This is a genomic window from Streptomyces sp. NPDC048270, from assembly GCF_040652335.1.
In the GTDB taxonomy this organism is placed as follows: domain Bacteria; phylum Actinomycetota; class Actinomycetes; order Streptomycetales; family Streptomycetaceae; genus Streptomyces.
Genome location: NZ_JBEZLV010000007.1, coordinates 147,250 through 166,363, shown reverse-complemented (window position 1 = coordinate 166,363; position 19,114 = coordinate 147,250). Strand labels below are relative to the sequence as shown.

General features: G+C 74.0%; 15 protein-coding genes. 10 read left to right on the top strand and 5 right to left on the bottom strand.

The features are described from left to right. The first annotated feature begins 4 nt into the window (after positions 1 to 4). The 3 genes from AB0D66_RS09600 to AB0D66_RS09590 all read left to right on the top strand — a co-directional run bounded on the left by AB0D66_RS09600 (position 5) and on the right by AB0D66_RS09590 (position 2,856). The gene (locus AB0D66_RS09600; protein WP_362299233.1) at positions 5 to 1,309 is read left to right on the top strand and encodes an MFS transporter; all 1,305 of its coding nucleotides are present in this window, start codon (positions 5 to 7) and stop codon (positions 1,307 to 1,309) included. Between the two features lie 184 nt (positions 1,310 to 1,493). Beyond that, positions 1,494 to 2,306, top strand: a complete 813-nt coding sequence (gene ddaH / locus AB0D66_RS09595) for a dimethylargininase (protein ID WP_362299230.1) — start codon at positions 1,494 to 1,496, stop codon at positions 2,304 to 2,306. A gap of 328 nt (positions 2,307 to 2,634) precedes the next feature. Then, positions 2,635 to 2,856, top strand: coding sequence for a hypothetical protein (locus AB0D66_RS09590; protein WP_362299228.1), 222 nt, complete (start codon positions 2,635 to 2,637; stop codon positions 2,854 to 2,856). 68 nt (positions 2,857 to 2,924) lie between these two features. Here AB0D66_RS09590 and AB0D66_RS09585 read toward each other — a convergent pair whose 3' ends face one another. Next, positions 2,925 to 6,095 (bottom strand): BTAD domain-containing putative transcriptional regulator, encoded by a 3,171-nt coding sequence (locus AB0D66_RS09585; protein ID WP_362299225.1) that lies wholly within the window; start codon positions 6,093 to 6,095, stop codon positions 2,925 to 2,927. A gap of 284 nt (positions 6,096 to 6,379) precedes the next feature. Here AB0D66_RS09585 and AB0D66_RS09580 point away from each other — a divergent pair, with 284 nt between their 5' ends. After that, the gene (locus tag AB0D66_RS09580; RefSeq protein WP_362299223.1) at positions 6,380 to 7,417 is read left to right on the top strand and encodes a hypothetical protein; all 1,038 of its coding nucleotides are present in this window, start codon (positions 6,380 to 6,382) and stop codon (positions 7,415 to 7,417) included. 88 nt (positions 7,418 to 7,505) lie between these two features. Here the strand turns inward: AB0D66_RS09580 and AB0D66_RS09575 are convergent, their stop codons facing one another. Next, the gene (locus AB0D66_RS09575; RefSeq protein WP_362299221.1) at positions 7,506 to 9,572 is read right to left on the bottom strand and encodes a phosphocholine-specific phospholipase C; all 2,067 of its coding nucleotides are present in this window, start codon (positions 9,570 to 9,572) and stop codon (positions 7,506 to 7,508) included. Between the two features lie 259 nt (positions 9,573 to 9,831). Between AB0D66_RS09575 and AB0D66_RS09570 the strand changes: the two genes are divergently transcribed. Continuing rightward, positions 9,832 to 11,154: a cytochrome P450 gene (locus tag AB0D66_RS09570; protein WP_362299218.1), complete on the top strand. Its 1,323-nt coding sequence runs from the start codon at positions 9,832 to 9,834 to the stop codon at positions 11,152 to 11,154. A gap of 276 nt (positions 11,155 to 11,430) precedes the next feature. Then, positions 11,431 to 12,009, top strand: coding sequence for a hypothetical protein (locus tag AB0D66_RS09565; protein WP_362299215.1), 579 nt, complete (start codon positions 11,431 to 11,433; stop codon positions 12,007 to 12,009). Positions 12,010 to 12,101: 92 nt separating this feature from the next. Here AB0D66_RS09565 and AB0D66_RS09560 read toward each other — a convergent pair whose 3' ends face one another. After that, a complete protein-coding gene (locus AB0D66_RS09560) occupies positions 12,102 to 12,635 on the bottom strand; it encodes a hypothetical protein (RefSeq protein ID WP_362299212.1) in 534 nt (177 codons plus the stop codon). A gap of 270 nt (positions 12,636 to 12,905) precedes the next feature. Between AB0D66_RS09560 and AB0D66_RS09555 the strand changes: the two genes are divergently transcribed. Next, positions 12,906 to 14,726, top strand: coding sequence for an ABC transporter ATP-binding protein (locus AB0D66_RS09555; protein WP_362299209.1), 1,821 nt, complete (start codon positions 12,906 to 12,908; stop codon positions 14,724 to 14,726). 15 nt (positions 14,727 to 14,741) lie between these two features. Here AB0D66_RS09555 and AB0D66_RS09550 read toward each other — a convergent pair whose 3' ends face one another. Both AB0D66_RS09550 and AB0D66_RS09545 read right to left on the bottom strand, forming a co-directional pair. Further along, positions 14,742 to 15,785 carry an NUDIX hydrolase gene (locus AB0D66_RS09550; protein WP_362299206.1) on the bottom strand — a complete coding sequence of 348 codons (1,044 nt, stop codon included), beginning with the start codon at positions 15,783 to 15,785 and terminating at the stop codon, positions 14,742 to 14,744. Between the two features lie 64 nt (positions 15,786 to 15,849). After that, positions 15,850 to 16,473, bottom strand: a complete 624-nt coding sequence (locus AB0D66_RS09545) for a LysE/ArgO family amino acid transporter (protein WP_362299203.1) — start codon at positions 16,471 to 16,473, stop codon at positions 15,850 to 15,852. Positions 16,474 to 16,542: 69 nt separating this feature from the next. On the opposite strand from AB0D66_RS09545, the gene AB0D66_RS09540 reads away from it, so the two are divergent. The 3 genes from AB0D66_RS09540 (at position 16,543) to corA (ending at position 19,087) form a co-directional block, all read left to right on the top strand. Continuing rightward, positions 16,543 to 17,484: a LysR family transcriptional regulator ArgP gene (locus AB0D66_RS09540; RefSeq protein ID WP_362299331.1), complete on the top strand. Its 942-nt coding sequence runs from the start codon at positions 16,543 to 16,545 to the stop codon at positions 17,482 to 17,484. Between the two features lie 10 nt (positions 17,485 to 17,494). Next, positions 17,495 to 17,887, top strand: a complete 393-nt coding sequence (locus AB0D66_RS09535) for a TOBE domain-containing protein (protein ID WP_362299200.1) — start codon at positions 17,495 to 17,497, stop codon at positions 17,885 to 17,887. Positions 17,888 to 18,004: 117 nt separating this feature from the next. Continuing rightward, positions 18,005 to 19,087: a magnesium/cobalt transporter CorA gene (corA, locus tag AB0D66_RS09530; protein ID WP_362299197.1), complete on the top strand. Its 1,083-nt coding sequence runs from the start codon at positions 18,005 to 18,007 to the stop codon at positions 19,085 to 19,087. Positions 19,088 to 19,114: the final 27 nt, after the last annotated feature.

Sequence of the window (19,114 nt, the reverse complement as noted above, 5' to 3'; positions counted from 1 at the left end):
CGCCATGACCACAGCCTCCGTCAAACCGCCGTTCCCGCCGTCGCCCCCGACGCAGGACGCGCCGCGAAGGAGCCGCTGGGGCCTGTGGGCGCAGGGCAACTTCCGCAAGCTCTGGATCGGTGAGACGACCAGCGGCCTCGGCACCGCCGTGGGCAACGTCGCCCTCGCCCTGGTCGCCATCGTCACGCTGGAGGCCTCGCCGTTCATGGTCGGCCTGCTGACCGCCTCCGCCTGGGTGCCGTGGCTCTTCCTCGGCCTGCTGGCCGGCGCCTGGGTGGACCGCTGGCCCCGGCTGAAGGTGATGCTGGTCTGCGACCTGCTCCTGCTGCTGCTGTTCGGCAGCGTGCCGGTGGCCGGCTGGCTGGGCCTGCTGACCATGGCCCAGCTGGTGGTGGTGGCGCTGCTGGCCGGCGCGGTCAAGGTGTTCCTGTCCACCGCGAACAGCGCCGTGCTGCCCGTACTGGTCGCCAAGCCCGACCTGCTCGAGGCCAACGTCAAGCTGCGCTCCGGGGACGCGGCCGCGGAGATCGCCGGCCCCGGCCTGGCCGGCCTGCTCTCCCAGGCGTTCGGCGCGGTCAGCGGCCTGCTCGCCGACGCGGTGACCTATCTGGTGGCGGCACTCTGCGTGGGGTCCATCCGGGCCGAGGAGAAGCCGCCGCCGGTCTCCGAACGGCGCGGGATCCTGCGCGAGATCGGCGAGGGGGTCCGCTTCCTGGCGCACGACCCCTACCTGCGCACGCTGGCGAGCTTCGCTGCCGTCGGCAACCTGGGCCTCAACGGCATCCAGGCGGTGCAGACCGTCTTCCTGGTGCGGACCGTGGGCGTGACGCCCAGCGGCATCGGGCTGGTCTTCGCGGTGGTGTCGATCGGCGGTCTGGCGGGGGCGGCGCTCGCCGGGCGGATCGCCCGCCGGTTCGGGACGGCGCGCGGGCTGCTGCTCTGCGAGCTGGTGGGGGCGCCGTTCATCCTCCTGCTGCCGATGGCCGGGGAGCGGCTGCCGCTGGCGGTGAGCGCGGTCGCCTGGTCGGTCGCGGTCTGCGGCGTGATCGCCGGGAACGTCATCGCCGGCAGCTTCTACCAGGCGTACTGCCCGCCCGCGATGATCGGCCGGATCCGGGCCAGCGCCTCGACCGTCAACTTCAGCGCCATCCCGGTGGGGGCCCTGCTCGGCGGCTGGCTGGGCGAGGTGCTCGGTGTCCGTACCACCCTGTGGATCATGGCGAGCGTGCTGCTGTCGGCAGGCGCGGTCCTGCTGGCGAGCCCGCTGCGCGGCCTGCGGAGCTTCCCCGAGCGCCCCGCGGCGTCCTGACCGCCCTCGGCCGCCGTCCGGCGCTCCCCGCCCCCCTTCTGCCGCTCACCTCCGCGGCCACCCGCCCCTCGGCCACCCGCCCCGCGGCCACTCATCCCTCGGCCGGTCATCCCTCGGCCACTCGGTCTCAGCCACTCGTCCCTCGGCCACTCAGTCCTGAGTCCCAGCCCTCCCGGAGCCTCCCATGACCCGCACCGCCCGCCCGCGCCGCCTCCTGATGTGCCGTCCGACGCACTTCGAGGTCAGCTACGCGATCAACCCCTGGATGGATCCGGCCAAACCGGTCGACACCGACCTCGCCGTCGCCCAGTGGCAGCGGCTGTACGAGCTGTACGTGTCCCTCGGACACCGCGTGGACCTGATCGACCCGCTGCCCGGCCTGCCCGACATGGTCTACGCGGCGAACGGCGCCACCGTCGTCGACGGCAGGGTGCTCGGTGCCCGCTTCCGCAACGCCGAGCGGGCCGCCGAGGGCCCCGCCTACCTGGAGTGGTTCCGGGCCAACGGCTTCACCACCCACGACCCCGTCCACGTCAACGAGGGCGAGGGCGACCTGCTGCTGACGGGCAGCCACCTGCTCGCCGGCCGCGGCTTCCGCAGCGCCCTGGCCGGACACGCGGAGGCGCAGGAGTTCCTCGGCCGCCCGGTGGTCGGCCTGGACCTCGTCGACCCGCGCTTCTACCACCTCGACACCGCGCTCGGCGTGCTCGACGCCGACCAGGTCGTCTACTACCCCGGCGCGTTCTCGGCGGGCAGCCGGGCGGTGCTGCGCCGGCTCTTCCCGGACGCCGTGCTGGTGGAGGAGGCGGACGCGGAGGTGTTCGGTCTCAACCTGATGAGCGACGGGCTGAACGTGGTGCTGCCGGAAGCGGCGACCGGGGTGGCGGCCCGGCTGCGCGAACGCGGCTTCCGGCCGATCGGGGTGGACCTCTCCGAGCTGTTCAAGGGCGGCGGCAGCGTGAAGTGCTGCACGCTGGAGATCCGCGAGGCCGCCTGAGCCGCCCGCCGCCCGCCGCCCGCCGCCCGCCGCCCGCCGTCCGCCGTCCGCCGTCCGCCGTCCGCCGTCCGCCGTCCGCCGTCCGCCGCCCGCCGTCCTCCTTCCGACGCCGTGGGCGCCGATTCAGCGCCGGTCCACGCCGGTCAACCCGCGTCAACCCCTGTCAACGCCCGTCAACGCCCCGATCAACGCAGCCGATCGACGCCGGTGCTCCCACGTCGATCGGCTGTTGAACGTGCCTTGCCATGCTCATCCCATCAGCCCGGAGCACTCCGGGAAGTCCCCCAAAAACCCCTTCCCACCAGGGAAGACGTCCTCGGGAGCAGTCATGGCGAAGCGTGCGAACACCCTCGGTGCCACTCGGATCCGCCTGGCCGTCGCGGGCTTCGCCCTCGGCTCGCTGATCGCGCTCGGCGCGGCCGGTGCGGCGATGGCCGACGGCACCGGCCCCGCCGAGCAGGGCGGTGCCGTCGGCAACACCCAGGCCACGGTGCCGGCGCCGTCCCCCACCCCGACCGACGACAAGGACTGGAACAGCACCGGCTCCTGAGCCGCACCGGCGGGCGGCACGCCGGGAGGAACCGTTTCCCTACGGCCGCCGCACCCAAGCCCCCGCCCTCAGGGATCGACCAGCGCCGGCGCCGGCTCCTCCAGCAGCACGGCCACATCGGCGGCCTCCGGGAGCCCCAGGCGGCAGAAGATCTCGTACGCCTGCCGCAACCGCGCCCCCGCCTCGGCCCCGCGCCCGAGGTCCGCCAACGAGCGGCCCAGTACGACCAGCGCCTGGGCCTGGTCCCGCTCCGCCCCCAGCTCCTCGCAGAGCACCAGCGCCAGCCCGGCGTGATCCAGCGCCTCGTCGGCCCGGCCGAGCGAGCGCAGACTGTCCGCCATCCGGTAGCGCGCGTGCGCGGCCCGGTCCCGCAGGCCCGCTTCCGTCGCCACCGTCAGGCACTCCCTGAACCAGGTCACCGCCTCCTCGTGCCGCCCGAGCCCGTGCAGCGCCAGCCCCAGGACGTACAGGGTGTACGCACGTCCGGGATCGTCCTGCCGGGTCCGCAGCTCGGCGAGCACCTCGTGGCAGATCGCCACCGCCTCCTCGGCCCGTCCGCTGCGCACCCGTGCCAGCGCGGCGTTCACGGTGGTCACCAACGCCCCGGAGCGGTGCCCCAGTTCGTTGGCCAGCAGCAGCGCCTCGTCGTAGTGGTCCACCGCCTCGTCGTAGCGGCTGAGGAACTGGCAGATCAGGCCCAGGTCGTTGAGCGCCTGGCGCAGGATCACCGTGTCGCCGGCGGTCCGCGCCGCGTCCACCGCCCGGCGGGCCGCCGCCTCCGCCGCGTCCAGCCGGGTCGCCGCCAGGGCGACGTTCCCGCGCAGGAAGTGCGCGCGCCCGGCCGCCCGTACGTCACCGTGCCGCACCGCGGCCTCCGCCAGCGCGTCGGCGGTGGCGGCGAGCTGCCGGCTCGGCGGGGTGAGCACGAAGGGGGTGAGCGCGATCAGCAGATCGATCGCGGCCCGCAGCGCCGTCCCCTGCACGGCCTGTGCGGGGCCCGCGCCGCCGGCCCCGCCCGCTCCCGCGTCCGCGGCGACCTGGGCTGCCAGCGCCACCGCGCCCGTACGCTCCGCCGCCGTCCACTCCCTGGCCTCGTCCCAGCCGGCCAGCGCCACACCGGGGGAGCGGGCCGGGCCCAGCGCGCCCGCCGCCGGATCGCCCGGTACCGCGTGCTGGAAGGCGGCGCAGGCCGTGGCCAGCAGGTGGTCCAGCAGCCGGTCCCGGGCCGCCAGCGCCTCCCCGCTCTCCGCCGCACCGCCGGCCGCCGGGGAGGGGCCGCCCGCCTGGGCCGGCCGCCGCCGGGCGAACGCGCGCAGCAGGTCGTGGTACCGGTAGCGCCCCGGGAACGGCGACTCCACCATCGCCACGTCCACCAGCGCCTCCAGCAGGTCCTCGGCGTCGTACTCGTCGAGGTCGAGCAGCGCGGCGGCGGCCGGCAGCCCGATGTCCGGCCCGTCCACCGAGGCGACCAGCCGGAACGCCCGGGCCTGGTCGGCGGTCAGCTGGCGGTAGCTCAGTTCGAAGGCTGCCGCGACCGCGAGGTCGCCGATCCGCAGCTCGTCGATCCGCCGCCGTTCCACCTGGAGCCGGCGGCTGAGCGTCTCCACCGTCCAGCCCGGCCGGGCCGCGAGCCGGGCGGCCACGATCCGGACCGCCAGCGGCAGGTACCCGCAGGCCACCACCAGCTCCAGCGCCGCCTCCCGTTCGGCGTCCAGGCGCTCCGCGCCGATGGTGCGGCCGAGCAGGTCCAGCGCCTCGGACGGCTGGAACACGTCCAGGTCGACCTGGACGGCGGCGGGCAGCCCGGCCGGCCGGGTGCGCCCGGTGGTGAGGACCGCGCAGCCGACCGCCCCCGGGAGCAGCGGCCGGATCTGCGCCGCGTCCTTGGCGTTGTCCAGCACCAGCAGCAGCCGCCGGCCGTCCACGACGGACCGGAACAGCGCCGAGCGGGCGTCCAGCCCGTCCGGCACCGCGTCGCCGGATACCCCGAGCGCCACCAGGAAGCCGCTCAGCACCGCCTCCGGATCGGCCGGCACCGGGTCGGAGCCGCGCAGGTCCACGTACAGCTGGCCGTCCGGGTAGGCCTCCCGCACGCGGTGCGCCACGTGCAGGGCCAGCGCCGTCTTGCCGACTCCGCCCATGCCGACCACGGTGGCGATCACCAGCCCCTGCGCCGAGGGCGTGCCGAGCGCCCCGTCCAGGACCCGGACCGGCGCCGTGCGCCCGGTGAAGTCGGCCGCGTCCGGCGGCAGCTGGGCGGGCCGCGGTGGAGCGGGGGCCTGCCGGGCGGCGGCCTCCCGCCCGTCCCCCTCCGCTCTTCGACCCCCTTCGACCGCCAGGGACCCGCCGCCGTCCTCGCGGTCGGCGGCGACGGCGCCATCCCGGTCCGCGTCCGCCTCCCGGCCGGGCTCCCGTGCGGGCGCCGCCCCCGTGCCGGTGCCCTCGCCGCCTCCCGGCACCGCCGCCGGGGCGGCCAAGGCCTGGTCGCCCTCCAGGATCCTGCGGTGCAGCTGCTCCAGCTCCGTGCCCGGCGCGACGCCCAGCTCCGCGCGGAACAACTGCCTCACCCCGCGGTACACCGCCAGCGCGTCCGCCTGCCGCCCGGCCTGGTACAGCGCCCGCATCAACAGCCCGTACGCCCGCTCGTGCAGCGGGTGCTCCGTGGTGAGCGAGGTCAGCTCGGGGATGCAGCGCGAGTGGCGGCCGAGCGTCAGGTCCAGCCCGATCCGTTCCTCCAGCAGGGTCAGCCGCAGTTCCTCCAGCCGCTGGCGGTGCCGCTCCGCGAACGGTCCGGGGACGCCGGCCAGCGGTTCGCCCTGCCACAGCTCCAACGCCTGGTTGAGCAGGTCGCGGGCGCGCAGCGGATCGGTCCGCGCCGTCCGCTCCGCCTCGGCGGCCAGTGCCTCCGCCTGCGCCGCGTCCACGGCGAGCTTCGGCAGGACCAGCCGGTAGCCGTCCCCGATCGACACCAGCACGCTCGACGCGGGCCGTTCGGACCCGGCGGCGTCCCCCTCGCCCCCCTCGTCGCCCCTGCCCCCCGCGTCCAGCACCTTGCGCCAGCGCCACGCGTAGGTGCGCACCGTGGTCATCGCCGCGCCCGGCGGCTCCTCGCCCCACAACGCGGCGATGAGATCGGTGGCGCTCGCCGAGTGCCCCGGCCGGAGCAGGAGTACGGCCAGCATCGCCTGCTGCTGCGGACTACCGATCTTGAGCGCCGCAGCGCCCCGGTGAGCCCGCATCAGACCGAGTAACGAGAAACGGAGATCGCCCAAGTTCTGCCCCCAGCCCCCAGAACACAGTGCCCGCCCCCGCTCGGCGCCCATGTCAAATTTTGTGTCACCTTTTTAACCACAGCGTCGCACCCGGTGTCGAGAGCCTGTTGAGCCTGTGGTGATCAGGTGTTGAACCCTGCCGTACAGAATCGCCGTGCCGCGGGCACGCCGGAGATGGTCCGGCACCGCCCTCCCGCCCCCTCGGCCGCCGGTGGCGCCGGGCCTGACCATACATTCGGAGGCGGACGTCCGTGAATACCGCACTGCTGTACCGGCTGCTCGACGCCGACCCGGCCGCCGGGCCGGCCGAACTGCTCCACCGCTCCCGGGCCGGCCGCCACTTGCCCCACCTGGTGCTCTCCGCCCTGGTCCGCGACGGGGTCCGGATGGGCGCGCCCGCCCGTGCCGAACTACGCCGCGCCCGCGACCGCGTCGCCCACTACGCCCGCCTCGCCGCCGACCTGGCCCGCTCCACCGGCGTCCGCGCCATCCGCGGCCTCCCGCTCGCCGGCTACTACCCGGCCGGCCTGCTGCGGCCGATGGACGCCCTCGACCTCGTCGCCCCCGACGAGGCGGCCCTGTGGCAGGCCGTCATCCGCCTGGTCACCGACCACCCGGTGGAGCACATCGACGTCTCCCTGCTCGGCGAGCGCCCCCACCACACCGCCGTCACGCTCCACTGGCCCGCCGAGGACCCGCTCGTCGACCCCTGGTACCGGGTCCACCTCACCACCGCCGCCCTGCCCGGCGACGGGTCGGCCGTGCCCGTCCGGCCGTACCTGGTCGCCGACGAGCACGTCGAGTGCCTGATCGCCCTCGCCGAGTCCTGTCTCCACCGGCCCGCCCTGCCCCCCGGGCCGGTCACCCTCCTCGACATCGCGGTCCTCACCAGCCAGCCCTTCGCCGAGCCCGCCGAGACCGCCGCCGTCCTCGCCGCCTACCGCCTGGCCCCCGAGGCCGCCGCCCTCCTCGACCACGCCGCAGGCCACCTCCCGCTCGGCCCCCTCGCCGCCGTCCGTGCCGAACTCGCCCCCGCACTCGGTCCCGAGCACCGCCGCCGCGTCGAAGCCGCCACCGGGGCACGGCGCTCCGCCACGCGCCGCGGCACCCTCCTGCGCCGCACGGTCATCCGCCACGCGTGGGACGAGGCGCGCTTCCTCACCCCGTCCTCCGACACCCCCCTCCTCCTCACACCCGTCGCCGACTACCTCCTCGCCCCGGCGCCCCCCGCCTCCCCCACGCGCACCGCCGCCCTCCAGGCCCTCCACCACTGGGACATCCTCTGTTGACGCGGCCGCAGGGGCGGTGGGGAAGCGGAGCAAGACCGCGGGGCGGGACGGGCCGCGGCCCGTCCCGCCCCGGAACCCCGGATGCGGATCAGGAGGACTGGTCCGTGAGGATCGCCGGGTCCGAGAGGCCGGCCGCGCCCGTCTCGACCTTGCCCGCGAAGCGGCGCAGGAACTCCGGGGCGCCGGACGCGGTGACCGACACGTCGTACCAGCGCCGGGTGTTCTTCAGCGAGACGCTGTGCGTGACGGTGGCACCCTTGGCCACCGTGAGGCGCTTGGGGCCCCCGCCGTAGGAGTTGGTGACGGTCAGCGTGGCGGTCGACCCGCCGGCGTTGGTCAGCGTGAGGTCCAGGTTCCCGGTGGTCGCGTTGTGGCGGGCGGTGACCTCGGGGCCGGGCGTGGTGCCGGGGTTGCGGAAGCCGCGCAGGAAGCCGTTGGGGCCGTGCACGGTCAGGTCGGTGACCCCGGCCGAGTACTGGGTGTTCCAGGTGTCCGCGATCGACTTGCCGGCCTCGGTCGTGTAAGTCCAGGGAGCGTCGCTGCGGTTGCCGGAGGTGACGTAGAACTGCGCGCCCAGGTCCGGGCCGCCGCTGAAGGACAGCCGGAACCTGCCCTCGGCGGTGAGCGCCGTGCCGTCCACGTACGGGGCGTACTTCAGCGCACGGGTGGGCCGCAGGCCCTTCTCCTGGCGGGGCATGGAGCCGACGGCCGGGGCGGGCGCCCTGAAGTCGGGGTGGCGCTCCCGGTCCTGCGGCTCCCAGGCGGCGGTGTCGGGCAGCTGGACCTCGCCGGTGTCCTTGCGGCCGAAGTCGAAGGCGGAGGTGAGGTCGCCGCAGACCGCGCGGCGCCACGGCGAGATGTTGGGCTCGTGCACCCCGAACCGCTGCTCCATGAAGCGGATGACGGAGGTGTGGTCGAAGGTCTCGGAGCAGGAGTAGCCGCCGGTGCTCCACGGGGAGGCCACGAGCATCGGCACGCGCGGGCCCAGCCCGTACGGCCCGGCGGTGTAGCCCGCCTTGCCGGGGAACACGTCCAGCGCGGTGGGCGTGGTCGACAGGCCCTGGCCGGCGCTCGCCGGGGCGTACGGCGGGACGACGTGGTCGAAGAAGCCGTCGTTCTCGTCGTAGGTGATGAACAGCGCCGTACGGGCCCACACGTCCGGGTTGGAGGTCAGGGCGTCCAGCACCTGCGCGATGTACCAGGCTCCGTAGTTGGACGGCCAGTTGGAGTGCTCGCTGAAGGCCTCGGGCGCGGCGATCCAGGAGACCTGGGGCAGTGTGCCGGCGGCGACGTCGGCACGCAGCCGGTCGAAGTAGCCCTCGCCGGCCTTGGCGTCCGTACCGGTGCGGGCCTTGTCGAAGAGCGGGTTGCCGGGTTGGGCGTTGCGGTAGTTGTCGAAGTAGAGGAGCGAGTTGTCCCCGTAGTTGCCGCGGTAGGCGTCGTTGATCCAGCCCCAGTGGCCGGCGGCGTCGAGGCCGTCGCCGATGTCCTGGTAGACCTTCCAGGAGATCCCGGCCGCCTCCAGCCGCTCGGGGTAGGTGGTCCAGCCGTAGCCCAGCTCCTGGTTGCCGAGGACGGGGCCGCCGCCCTTGCCGTCGTTGCCGGTGTGGCCCGACCAGAGGTAGTAGCGGTTGGGGTCGGTGGATCCGATGAACGAGCAGTGGTACGCGTCGCAGATGGTGAAGGCGTCGGCGAGGGCGTAGTGGAAGGGGATGTCGTCCCGCGTCAGGTAGGCCATGGTGGTGGGCGTCTTGGCGGGCACCCAGTTGTCGTACCTGCCCTTGTTGAAGGCGCTCTGGCCGCCCGCCCAGTCGTGGTTGAGGCCCTGCAGGAACTCCATGCCGAGGTCGTCGGACGGGGGCCGGAACGGCAGCGTCTCCTTCGTGCCGTCCGACTGGTGCCAGACGGACTTGCCGCTGGGCAGGGTCACCGGGCGCGGGTCGCCGAAGCCGCGGACGCCGCGCAGCGCGCCGTAGTAGTGGTCGAAGGACCGGTTCTCCTGCATCAGCACGACGATGTGCTCGACGTCGGCGATGGTGCCGGTGGTCCCCTGGGCGGGGATGGCGGCGGCGCGCGCGATGCTCTCGTTGAGCATGGTCAGGGCGGTGGCGCCACCGGCGAGCTGCAGGAAACGGCGGCGGTTGAGTTCTGCCATGGCGGGATAGACCTCTGCGGGTTGAGGGTGTCGGAGCGGCCCCCAGGACAACGCGCCCGAGGGGCCGAAGGGGGAGCCTGACGTGACCATTCCGGGTACACCAGCCGAACGGCAGCCGGATTCAGGAGGAGTTCGGCCAAAGAACCGCCGTGACCGGCCGCACCGCGGGGCGGGGCGTCGCACACCGCGCCCGCTCCCCTACAGTGCGTGATGCCCGCGCCGGTGCGCGGCCGGGTGAAGCCGCCGAACAGGAGCCCCCGTGGCCGCCCACGCCCGACCCGGCTCCCTCCCGGGCCCCTCGCCGGCGGGCCGCCCGGTCCCCGAGCTGGAAACCGCCCTCGTCGGGCGGTGGCGGGCCGGGGGAGGGGAGCTCATCGAGCTGTTCACCCAGGCCCGCGAACGGCTCGGCGGCGTCGCCGCGTTCCGGCTCGGTCCGCGCCCGACCGTCCTGGTCACCGACCCCGGGGCGGTGCAGCACGTGCTCGCGCTCCACCCCGGCCGGTACGTGAAGCGCTCGCACCGGGCCCGCCTGCTGATCGGCGACGGGGTCCTGGCCGCGACGGGCGAGGCCTGGCAGCGGCAGCGGCGGCTGCTGCAGTCCCAGTTCACCGGCCCGGGCATGCGCCGCTACGAGCAGCGGATCGCCGAGGCCGCCCGGACCACCGCCGCCCGCTGGGCCTCGTACGCCCGCGACGGGCAGGTGTTCGACGTCGGCGACGAGATGCGCCGCTTCGCCCTGGACACCATCTGGCGGTCCCTGACCGGCCATCCCCTCGACCCCGGTACCGCGCGCGACCTGGCCGCCGTACCCGCCGTGGTCGCGGCGCTGCCCAGCCTGCCCGCCGACGGCGCCGCGGCCCGCGGCTCCGTCGCCGCCGACCTGGCCAGGATCGACGCCGTGGCGGGTCTCGCCATCGCCGCCGCCCGCGACGGCGCGACCGGACCGGCCGGGCCGGGCCTGCTGCACGTCCTGGTCGAGGCGGCCGGAACGCGCCCGGAGTACACCGACCGGCTGATCCGCGACGAACTGGTCACCCTGCTCGTCGCCGGGCACGAGACCACCGCCTCCACCCTGACCTGGCTCCACCTCCTGCTGGACCGCGACCCGGGGGCGCGGGAGCGGGCCCTGGCCGCGGGCGGCGAGGGCTCACCCGGGCGCCGGCAGGCCGTGCAGGCCCTCGTCCACGAGACGCTGCGCCTCTATCCGTCCGCGTGGATCCTGCCGCGCTGCGCGACCGAGGACGACGTCCTCGCCGGGTACCGGATCGAGGCCGGCACCGACGTGCTGGTCTGCCCCTACCTCACGCACCGGGACCCCGGGCTGTGGGCGGATCCCGAGCGGTTCGATCCGGAGCGCTTCACCGTCCCGGGCCGCCGTCCCGCCCACCCGGGGAGCTACTTCCCGTTCGGTATGGGTGCCCGGGCCTGCCTGGGCCTGCGGTTCGCCCTCCGGGAATCGGCCGTCCTCCTCGAGCACCTGCTGCCCGTCCACGTCCCGCGCTTCCGGTCGGTCCCGGCCCGGGCCGCCTACGGCCTCACGGTGCGCCCTGACGGCCCGGCCCCGGCCGTACTGGGCGGCTGAGCGTCGCCGTCACCCAGGGTCACCGGCCGCTGCCGTAGGTGGCGGAAGTGCCGAATTCCCTTGAGAAACGGGACTCCGGCCGTGCCGCGGCGGGCTTTTACCCGTATCGCCCACCGCCGTCAAGATACGAGTTCCAGTGTCGTGACCCCGGTTCTCCATTCGGGTTTATTTGAAGCAAGCCAACCGGTCGACACCGACAAGGTGAGGCAGAAGGAATTGGCAGCTCGCAGCGAGGGTGAAATTCCGATCTCCCCGCACTTCCGAATGGAGAAGACGATGAAGGTTTCCCGCAAGGTCATGATGGCCGCAGCTTCCATGGCCCTGGCCGGCGGTATCGCTCTGCCGACCACGGCGCTGGCCGCGCCGGCACCGCAGACGACCCAGACCGCTGTCGACCTGCCGCAGATGCTGACGGGATGCAAGGGCAAGGGCAAGAAGTGCCATACGCAGAACACCCCGAATACGCCGAACACCCCGAACACGCCGGGTGGCGGTAACAACACGCCTAACACTCCGAACACCCCTAACACCCCGGGTGGTGGCGGTAACAACACGCCTAACACTCCGAACACCCCTAACACCCCGGGTGGTGGCGGCAACAACACGCCTAACACCCCGAACACCCCTAACACCCCGGGTGGTGGCGGCAACAACACGCCTAACACCCCGAACACCCCGAACACCCCGGGTGGTGGCGGCAACAACACGCCCAACACCCCGAGCACCCCCAACACTCCCGGAGGTGGGGGTAACAACACCCCCAACACCCCCAACACGCCCAACACCCCCAACACCCCTGGAGGAGCCGGAGCCAACACCCCGAACACCCCCAACACCCCGAACACCCCGGGCTGATCCCCCGGTGACATGACGGCGCCGCGCAGTGGAGACACTGCGCGGCGCCGCCGCGTGTGGGAACGGCCGGCCCCCGGAGGAGCCGTGATGCCCTAGGAGTTCGGGGTGTTGGGCGTGTTCGGGGTGTTCGGCGTATTGGGGGTGCTGGATCCGTTGGGGGTGTTGGGGGTGTTGGGCGTGTTCGGGGTATTGGGAGTAGCGCCACCCCCCGGGGTGTTGGGGGTGTTGGGGGTGTTCGGCGTATTGGGGGTGTTGGGGTCGTTCGGGGTGTTCGGGGTGTTCGGAGTGTTGGGCGTGTTCGGCGTCCCGGAAGCGTCGACGGCATACCCCGCGTAGGGCGCATACGCGGCGTACGGCGCGTACGGCCCGTAAGCGGTCTGCGATGACAGCTGTGCGGCAGCGGCGGCGGCGGCAGCCGGCGGGAGCTGGGGCAGGCGGGGGAGCGGCGGGAGCTGGGGCAGGTGCGGCAGGGCCGGCAGCCGGACCGATCCGCTCAGCTGCGGCTGCGCCGTCCGGCTCCGGTCACCGGGGCCGCTCGCTTCGTCGGCGTGAGCGCCTCCGGCGCCCAGGGCGGTCAGACTCCCCGCGGCGACAACGGCGATCAAGACCTTCTGGAGCTTGTGCATCAATACCCTCCGTACCTCTGCCTCTGAACGCACTCGATCACTTGCTGTAGGCATTTGATCACCAGAAGTGCGCAGAGAGGGTGCATTGGGCCTCGCCGGAAGGGTCGCGTCGCCGCTCCGTCACCCGTTCGTTCCCCTCCGGGGGCCACACCTCGGCCGATCATGCGATGAGCACACAACTCCCGTGCGCAGAAAAACACTTGGACGGGCCGGTCCGGCGCGCGGGAGACTGCGGACCTTGTCCTTCTGGTCCGACAAGGCAGGGTTGGGATGGGAACGCCCGAATCGCACGACAGTCCGCCGGGCAGGGGTCCGGTACTCCTCGCACTTCGCTACTACGGACGGGAACTGGCCCGGCTGCGGAAGGTCGCCGCTCCCGCGATGCTGCTCCCGGCGCTGGGCAACATCGGCATCAACTACATCGCCCCGCTGGTCGTCGCGAAACTCGTCGGCCGCATCGCGGGGGACGGCGGCGACCGTGCCGGTATCGGCTCGATGCTGCCCTACGTCCTGGTCTTCGCCGGCTCCCTGCTCCTCGGGGAGACGCTGTGGCGCATCGGATACCACTGCCTGAACCGCCTCGACGCCCGCGGCATCGAGCACCTGTACGTGATCGGCATGGAGGAGCTCTACGCCAAGGACGCCGCCTTCTTCCACGACAACTTCGCCGGGTCCCTGACCAAACGGGTCCTCAGCTTCGCCTCCCGGTTCGAGGAGTTCGTCGACACGCTGACCTTCTCGGTCATGGGCAACTTCGTCCCGCTCGTCTTCGCCTCGGTGGTGCTGTGGCAGTACGACCCGCTCCTCGTGGCCGGCCTGCTGACGATGATCACGTTCACGGGGCTGTGCGCCGCCCCCCTGATCCGGCGCCGCCAGGTGCTCGTCGCCCAGCGCGAGCAGGCGATCGCCCGGGTGTCGGGCCACGTCGCCGACAGCCTGATGAACATGGACACGGTCCGGGCGTTCGCCGCCGAGGAACGCGAGGCCGCCGAGCACCGGTCGCGGGTCGCGGAGTCGCGGCGGCTCATGCTGCGCTCCTGGGACTACGGCAACCTGCGCATCGACACACTGGTCGCGCCGATGTCCGTGCTGACCAACGTGCTGGGCCTGCTGCTCGCCATCGGGCTCGGGGCGGGAGGGCACGGCGTGGAGGCGGTCATCGTCGCCTTCACCTACTACGCCGCCGCGACGCGGATCATGTTCGAGTTCAACCAGATCTACCGGCGCCTGGAGAGCTCGATGACGGAGGCCGCGCAGTTCACCGAACTGCTGCTGGACCCGCCGACCGTGGTCGACCCGCCGGCCCCGCAGCCGCTGTCCTCCCGCGCCGCCGACGTGCGCTTCGAACAGGTGACGTTCGCCCACGGGGGCGGCAACCCGCTCTTCGAGGGCCTCGACCTGGCCGTGGCCGGGGGGACGAAGATCGGTCTCGTCGGCCGGTCCGGCGGGGGCAAGACCACCCTCACCCGGCTGCTGCTGAGGATGACGGACATCGACGCCGGCCGGATCCTGATCGGCGGGCAGGACATCAGCGAGCTGCGCCAGGCCGACCTGCGCAGCCTGATCGCCTACGTGCCCCAGGACCCCGCGATGTTCCACCGCACCCTGCGGGAGAACATCGCCTTCGCCCGGCCCGACGCCACCGAGGCGGAGATCCGCCGCGCGGCCGAGGCCGCGCACGTCACCGAGTTCGCCGACGGGCTCGCGGACGGCTTCGACACCATGGTGGGCGAGCGCGGGGTGAAACTGTCCGGCGGACAGCGTCAGCGGGTCGCCCTCGCCCGGGCGATCCTGCGCGACGCGCCGATCCTGCTGCTCGACGAGGCGACCAGCGCCCTGGACTCCGAGAGCGAGATCCTCGTCCAGGACGCGCTGTGGCGGCTCATGGAGGGCCGGACGGCGCTCGTGGTGGCCCACCGGCTGAGCACGGTCGCGACCATGGACCGCCTCGTCGTCCTCGACCGCGGACGGATCGTCGAGCAGGGCTCCCACCAGGAGCTGCTCGCCGCGGAGGGCGCCTACGCGAAGCTGTGGCAGCACCAGTCGGGCGGCTTCCTCGACGACACCCCCGCAGGGGCCGACCGGCACTGAGGCCACCCCGCGGCCCTACTCCTCGGCCGGGCGGCCCGCGTGGAGTTCCAGGGGGCCCGTACCCGCGCCGCGGGCGCCGAGGGCGGCCTTGACCCGGCGCCGCAGGGACGGTTTGACCAGGTCGCGGAGCTCCCCGGGGGCGGCCGTGCGCCACGCGAGGAGCTCCGAGGGGTCCAGGCGGATGCGGGCGAGGGCGGGCGCGTCGAGGACGCCGCCGTCGTAGAGGAAGCGGACCCGGGCCAGCCGGCCCGGCTTGTGGCACCAGTCGACGGCCAGCAGGCGTCCGGGGGCGAGGTCGAGGCCGATCTCCTCCCGGACCTCCCGGCGGGCGGCGGCGCGCGGGGTCTCGCCCAGGTCGCTGTCGATGCCGCCGCCGGGCAGCTGCCAGCGCCGGGTCTTCCCGTACGCGGGACGCACCAGCAGGATCCCGCCGCCGGCGTCGGTGAACAGCACGCTCGCCGCGGTGGTGGCCTTGGGGCGGCTGGCGCGGTGGCCGGCGGCGTCGAAGGCGCCCGCGTGCTCCAGGGCGGTGCGGTCGGCGGGGTCGAGGCCCGCCGGGGAGCCCGGCTGGGGCACTCCGTCGACCAGGTGGGCCAGGGAGCCGGTGTGCAGGGCGGCCAGCGCGGCGCGCAGCCGGGCCGCGAGGCGGGCGGGCAGGGCCGCGTCGGCCTCCTGCGGCGAAAGCCAGCGCGCCTCGACGATCTCGCCGTCCGCGAAGGAGATCGAGGCGGCTTCCTCCGGGCGCAGCGGGCCGACGAGGTGGACGTGCACGACGAGGGAGCGCCCGAGTTCGCCCGGCGGCCGGGAGTCGACCGTGAGCAGCCGGCCCACCGGCAGGCTCAGGTCCAGCTCCTCCTTGAGCTCGCGCGCGAGCCCCTCCTCCGGGGTCTCGGTGCCCTCCACCGTGCCGCCCGGCAGTTCCAGGTCCGCCTTGTACGAGGTGGTCAGGACGAGGACCCGCCCCTCCGTGTCCAGGACGATCCCGGTGGCGGCCACGAGCGGGGCGGGCTGGGCGGCGTAGTACGCCCGCACCGCGTCGGGGGAGGGGCGGTCGGGCACGGGGGGCTCCAGTCGTCGGTCGGCCGGGCGGCCGGTCAGCCGGGCGGCAGGTCCGCGCGGCGGGTCAGGCACGGGCCAGCAGCATGCCGCCCATGGTCACCATGGTCGCCGCGACCAGGCCGTCCAGCACCCGCCACGCGGCGGGCCGGGCCAGCAGTCCGGTCAGCAGCCGGGCGCCGTAGCCCAGGGTCCCGAACCAGGTCAGGCTGGCCAGGACCGCTCCGATGCCGAAGGCCCAGCGCAGGTCGCCCCGGTCGGCCGCGAGGGAGCCGAGGAGCAGGACGGTGTCCAGGTACACGTGCGGGTTGAGCCAGGTCATGGCCAGACAGGTCAGCACCGCCCGGCGGCCCGACCCGGTGGCGGCCCCCTCCGTGCCGAGCGCGGCGCCCGGCACCGGCCGCAGTACCCGGCGGGCGGCCAGGATCCCGTAGCAGACCAGGAAACCGCCCCCGGCCAGCCCGACCACGGTCAGCGCGGCGGGCCAGGCGGTGACGAAGGCCCCGACGCCGGCGACGCCGAGGGCGATCAGCAGCGCGTCCGACACGGCACAGATGGCGACGACGGCGAGGACCGCGTGGCGGCGTGCGCCCTGGCGCAGGACGAAGGCGTTCTGTGCGCCGATGGCGACGATGAGGGAGAGTCCGGTGCCGCAGCCGGCGAGGGCCGCCGTGATGATGCCGTGTGTCATGCCTCGACCGTAGGCAGCGGCAGGTGCTTCAGTACAGCTAAAGATTTTTACGTACCATTAGCGCTCATGATGGACGAGCTGCCCCTGGACCAGGTACGGACGCTGCTGGCCGTGGTGGACGAGGGGACCTTCGACGCGGCGGCCGCCGCCCTGCACGTGACCCCCTCCGCGGTCAGCCAGCGGGTCAAGGCCCTGGAGCAGCGGACCGGGCGGGTGCTGCTGATGCGCACGAAGCCGGTGCGCGCGACGGACTCCGGGGAGGTGGTGGTCCGGTTCGCCCGGCAGCTGGCCCGGCTCGAGCGGGACGCGCGGGCCGAGCTGGGGATGGCCGAGGGGAGGGGCCCGGTGCGGCTGCCGATCGCGGTGAACGCGGACTCGCTCGCGACCTGGTTCCTTCCGGTGCTGGGCCGGGTGCCGCAGGACCCGCCGGTCTGCGTCGAGCTGCACCGCGAGGACGAGTCGCACACGACCGCGCTGCTGCGGGAGGGCCAGGTGATGGCGGCGGTGACCTCCTCGCCGGACCCGGTGGCCGGGTGCAGCGTACGGATGCTGGGACTGGCGCGGTACCTGCCGGTGGCGAGCCCGCGGTTCGCGGCCCGGCACCTGACCGGGGAGCTGGAGGGGGACCTGCGGCGGGCGCCGACGATCGTCTTCGACCGCAAGGACGAGCTCCAGGACGCCTTCGTCCGGTCGCTGGTGGGCGCGCGGCCGGGTTCGCGGGCGGGTTCGCGGGCGGTGACGGCCGGACCGGTGCGGCACCACGTGCCGACGTCGGAGGGGTTCCGGGACGCCGTGGTCGCGGGGCTGGGATGGGGGATGGTGCCCGAGCAGCAGGCGGGGCCGCTGGTGCGCACGGGCGAGCTGGTGCTGCTCGCGCCCCGGCGGCCGATGGACGTGCCCCTGTACTGGCAGCAGTGGAAGCTGGACTCGCCCGCGCTCTCGCTGGTGGCGCGGCTGGTCGCGGACGCGGCCGGGGAGGCGCTCCGAGGGCTGCCGGCGGGCACGCCATAAGCTGCGGAGCATGGAGTCCTACACCATCGGCCAGGCCGCGCGGCTGCTCGGCGTGAGCGTCGACACGGCGCGGCGCTGGGCGGACGCGGAGCGGTTCCCCACCCGGCGGGACGGCGCCCGGCGCATCGTCGACGGGCCGGACCTCGCCGCGTTCTGCGTCGCCGTCGCCCGGGAGGGCGGCGAGGGCGGGGAGGTCCCGTACACCTCGGTGCGCAACGCCTTCCCGGGGATCGTCACCGGGGTGCGGCTGGGCGCGGTCGACGCGCAGGTGGAGATCCAGGCCGGACCGCACCGGATCGTGTCGCTGCTCACCCGGGAGGCCGTGGAGGAGCTCGGCCTGGAGGTGGGCGCGCGGGCCACGGCCCGGGTGAAGTCGACCAGCGTCTTCGTCGATCTGACCTGACCTGAGCCTCCCGCCCCGGGCCCGGCGGTCCCCGGGTGCGCTCGCGGGCGCCGACGGCAGCCCGGTGCGATGGCACACTGGCCGCTGATCCGCCGAAAGAGGAGCACGTCGTTGTCCATGTTCAGCACCTTCCGCCGGGTCGTGCGCCGCGGCTACCGGCGCGCGGTCGACCTCAGCCACCCGGCGCGCTCCCCGCTCGGCAGCGCCGTGGTCAACTGCGTGGTGTACCGGGACGGCGTGCGCCAGGAGGGCTGCGCCGAGGTCGAGGAAGCCCTGCGCCGGGTCCGCAAGGCGGGCTGCGGGTTCGTCTGGATCGGTCTGCACGAGCCGGCGGAGTCGGAGCTGGCCGGGCTCGCCGAGCTGTTCGGCCTGCACCCGCTCGCGGTCGAGGACGCCGTGAACGCGCACCAGCGCCCCAAGGTGGAGCGGTACGACGACACGCTGTTCTCCGTCTTCAAGACCGTGCGCTACGTCGAGCACGAGGAGCTGACCGCGACCAGCGAGGTGGTGGAGACCGGCGAGCTGATGGCCTTCACCGGTGCGGACTTCGTCATCACCATCCGGCACGGCGGCCGCGGCACGCTCGGCCCGGTCCGCGAGGAGCTGGAGGCCTCCCCGGAGCAGCTGGCGCAGGGGCCGGCGGCCGTGCTGCACGCCATGGTCGACCACGTGGTCGACGACTACGTCGCCGTCACGGACGCGGTGCAGAACGACATAGACGCCGTCGAGACCGCGGTGTTCAGCGAGGCGGGCGGGCGCGGCGACGCGGGCCGGATCTACCAGCTCAAGCGGGAACTCCTGGAGCTGCGGCGGGCGGTGGCGCCGCTCGGCCGGCCGCTGGAGCAGCTGGCGACCCAGCCGATACCGGTGATCCCGGCCGACTTCCGCGCGTACTTCCGGGACGTGGCCGACCACCTGACCCGGGCCACCGAGCAGATCGGCGGCTACGACAACCTGCTGGACTCCATCCTCCAGGCGCACCTGGCGCAGGTGACCGTCGCGCAGAACGAGGACATGCGCAAGATCACGGCGTGGGCGGCCATCGTCGCCGTGCCGACCATGGTGTGCGGGGTCTACGGCATGAACTTCGACCACATGCCCGAGCTGCACTGGACGTACGGGTACCCGCTCGTCCTCGGGGTCATGGCGGTCGCCTGCTTCGCCATCCACCGCGGCTTCCGGCGCAACGGCTGGCTCTGAGCGGGTGGTTGGGGGAGTTCCCGGGTC

Coding starts and splice junctions, on each gene's coding strand:
- AB0D66_RS09600 (WP_362299233.1), top strand. CDS start 5: ATGACCACAGCCTCCGTCAAACCGCCGTTCCCGCCGTCGCCCCCGACG.
- ddaH (WP_362299230.1), top strand. CDS start 1,494: ATGACCCGCACCGCCCGCCCGCGCCGCCTCCTGATGTGCCGTCCGACG.
- AB0D66_RS09590 (WP_362299228.1), top strand. CDS start 2,635: ATGGCGAAGCGTGCGAACACCCTCGGTGCCACTCGGATCCGCCTGGCC.
- AB0D66_RS09585 (WP_362299225.1), bottom strand. CDS start 6,095: ATGCGGGCTCACCGGGGCGCTGCGGCGCTCAAGATCGGTAGTCCGCAG.
- AB0D66_RS09575 (WP_362299221.1), bottom strand. CDS start 9,572: ATGGCAGAACTCAACCGCCGCCGTTTCCTGCAGCTCGCCGGTGGCGCC.
- AB0D66_RS09565 (WP_362299215.1), top strand. CDS start 11,431: ATGAAGGTTTCCCGCAAGGTCATGATGGCCGCAGCTTCCATGGCCCTG.
- AB0D66_RS09560 (WP_362299212.1), bottom strand. CDS start 12,635: ATGCACAAGCTCCAGAAGGTCTTGATCGCCGTTGTCGCCGCGGGGAGT.
- AB0D66_RS09555 (WP_362299209.1), top strand. CDS start 12,906: ATGGGAACGCCCGAATCGCACGACAGTCCGCCGGGCAGGGGTCCGGTA.
- AB0D66_RS09545 (WP_362299203.1), bottom strand. CDS start 16,473: ATGACACACGGCATCATCACGGCGGCCCTCGCCGGCTGCGGCACCGGA.
- AB0D66_RS09540 (WP_362299331.1), top strand. CDS start 16,543: ATGGACGAGCTGCCCCTGGACCAGGTACGGACGCTGCTGGCCGTGGTG.
- AB0D66_RS09535 (WP_362299200.1), top strand. CDS start 17,495: ATGGAGTCCTACACCATCGGCCAGGCCGCGCGGCTGCTCGGCGTGAGC.
- corA (WP_362299197.1), top strand. CDS start 18,005: ATGTTCAGCACCTTCCGCCGGGTCGTGCGCCGCGGCTACCGGCGCGCG.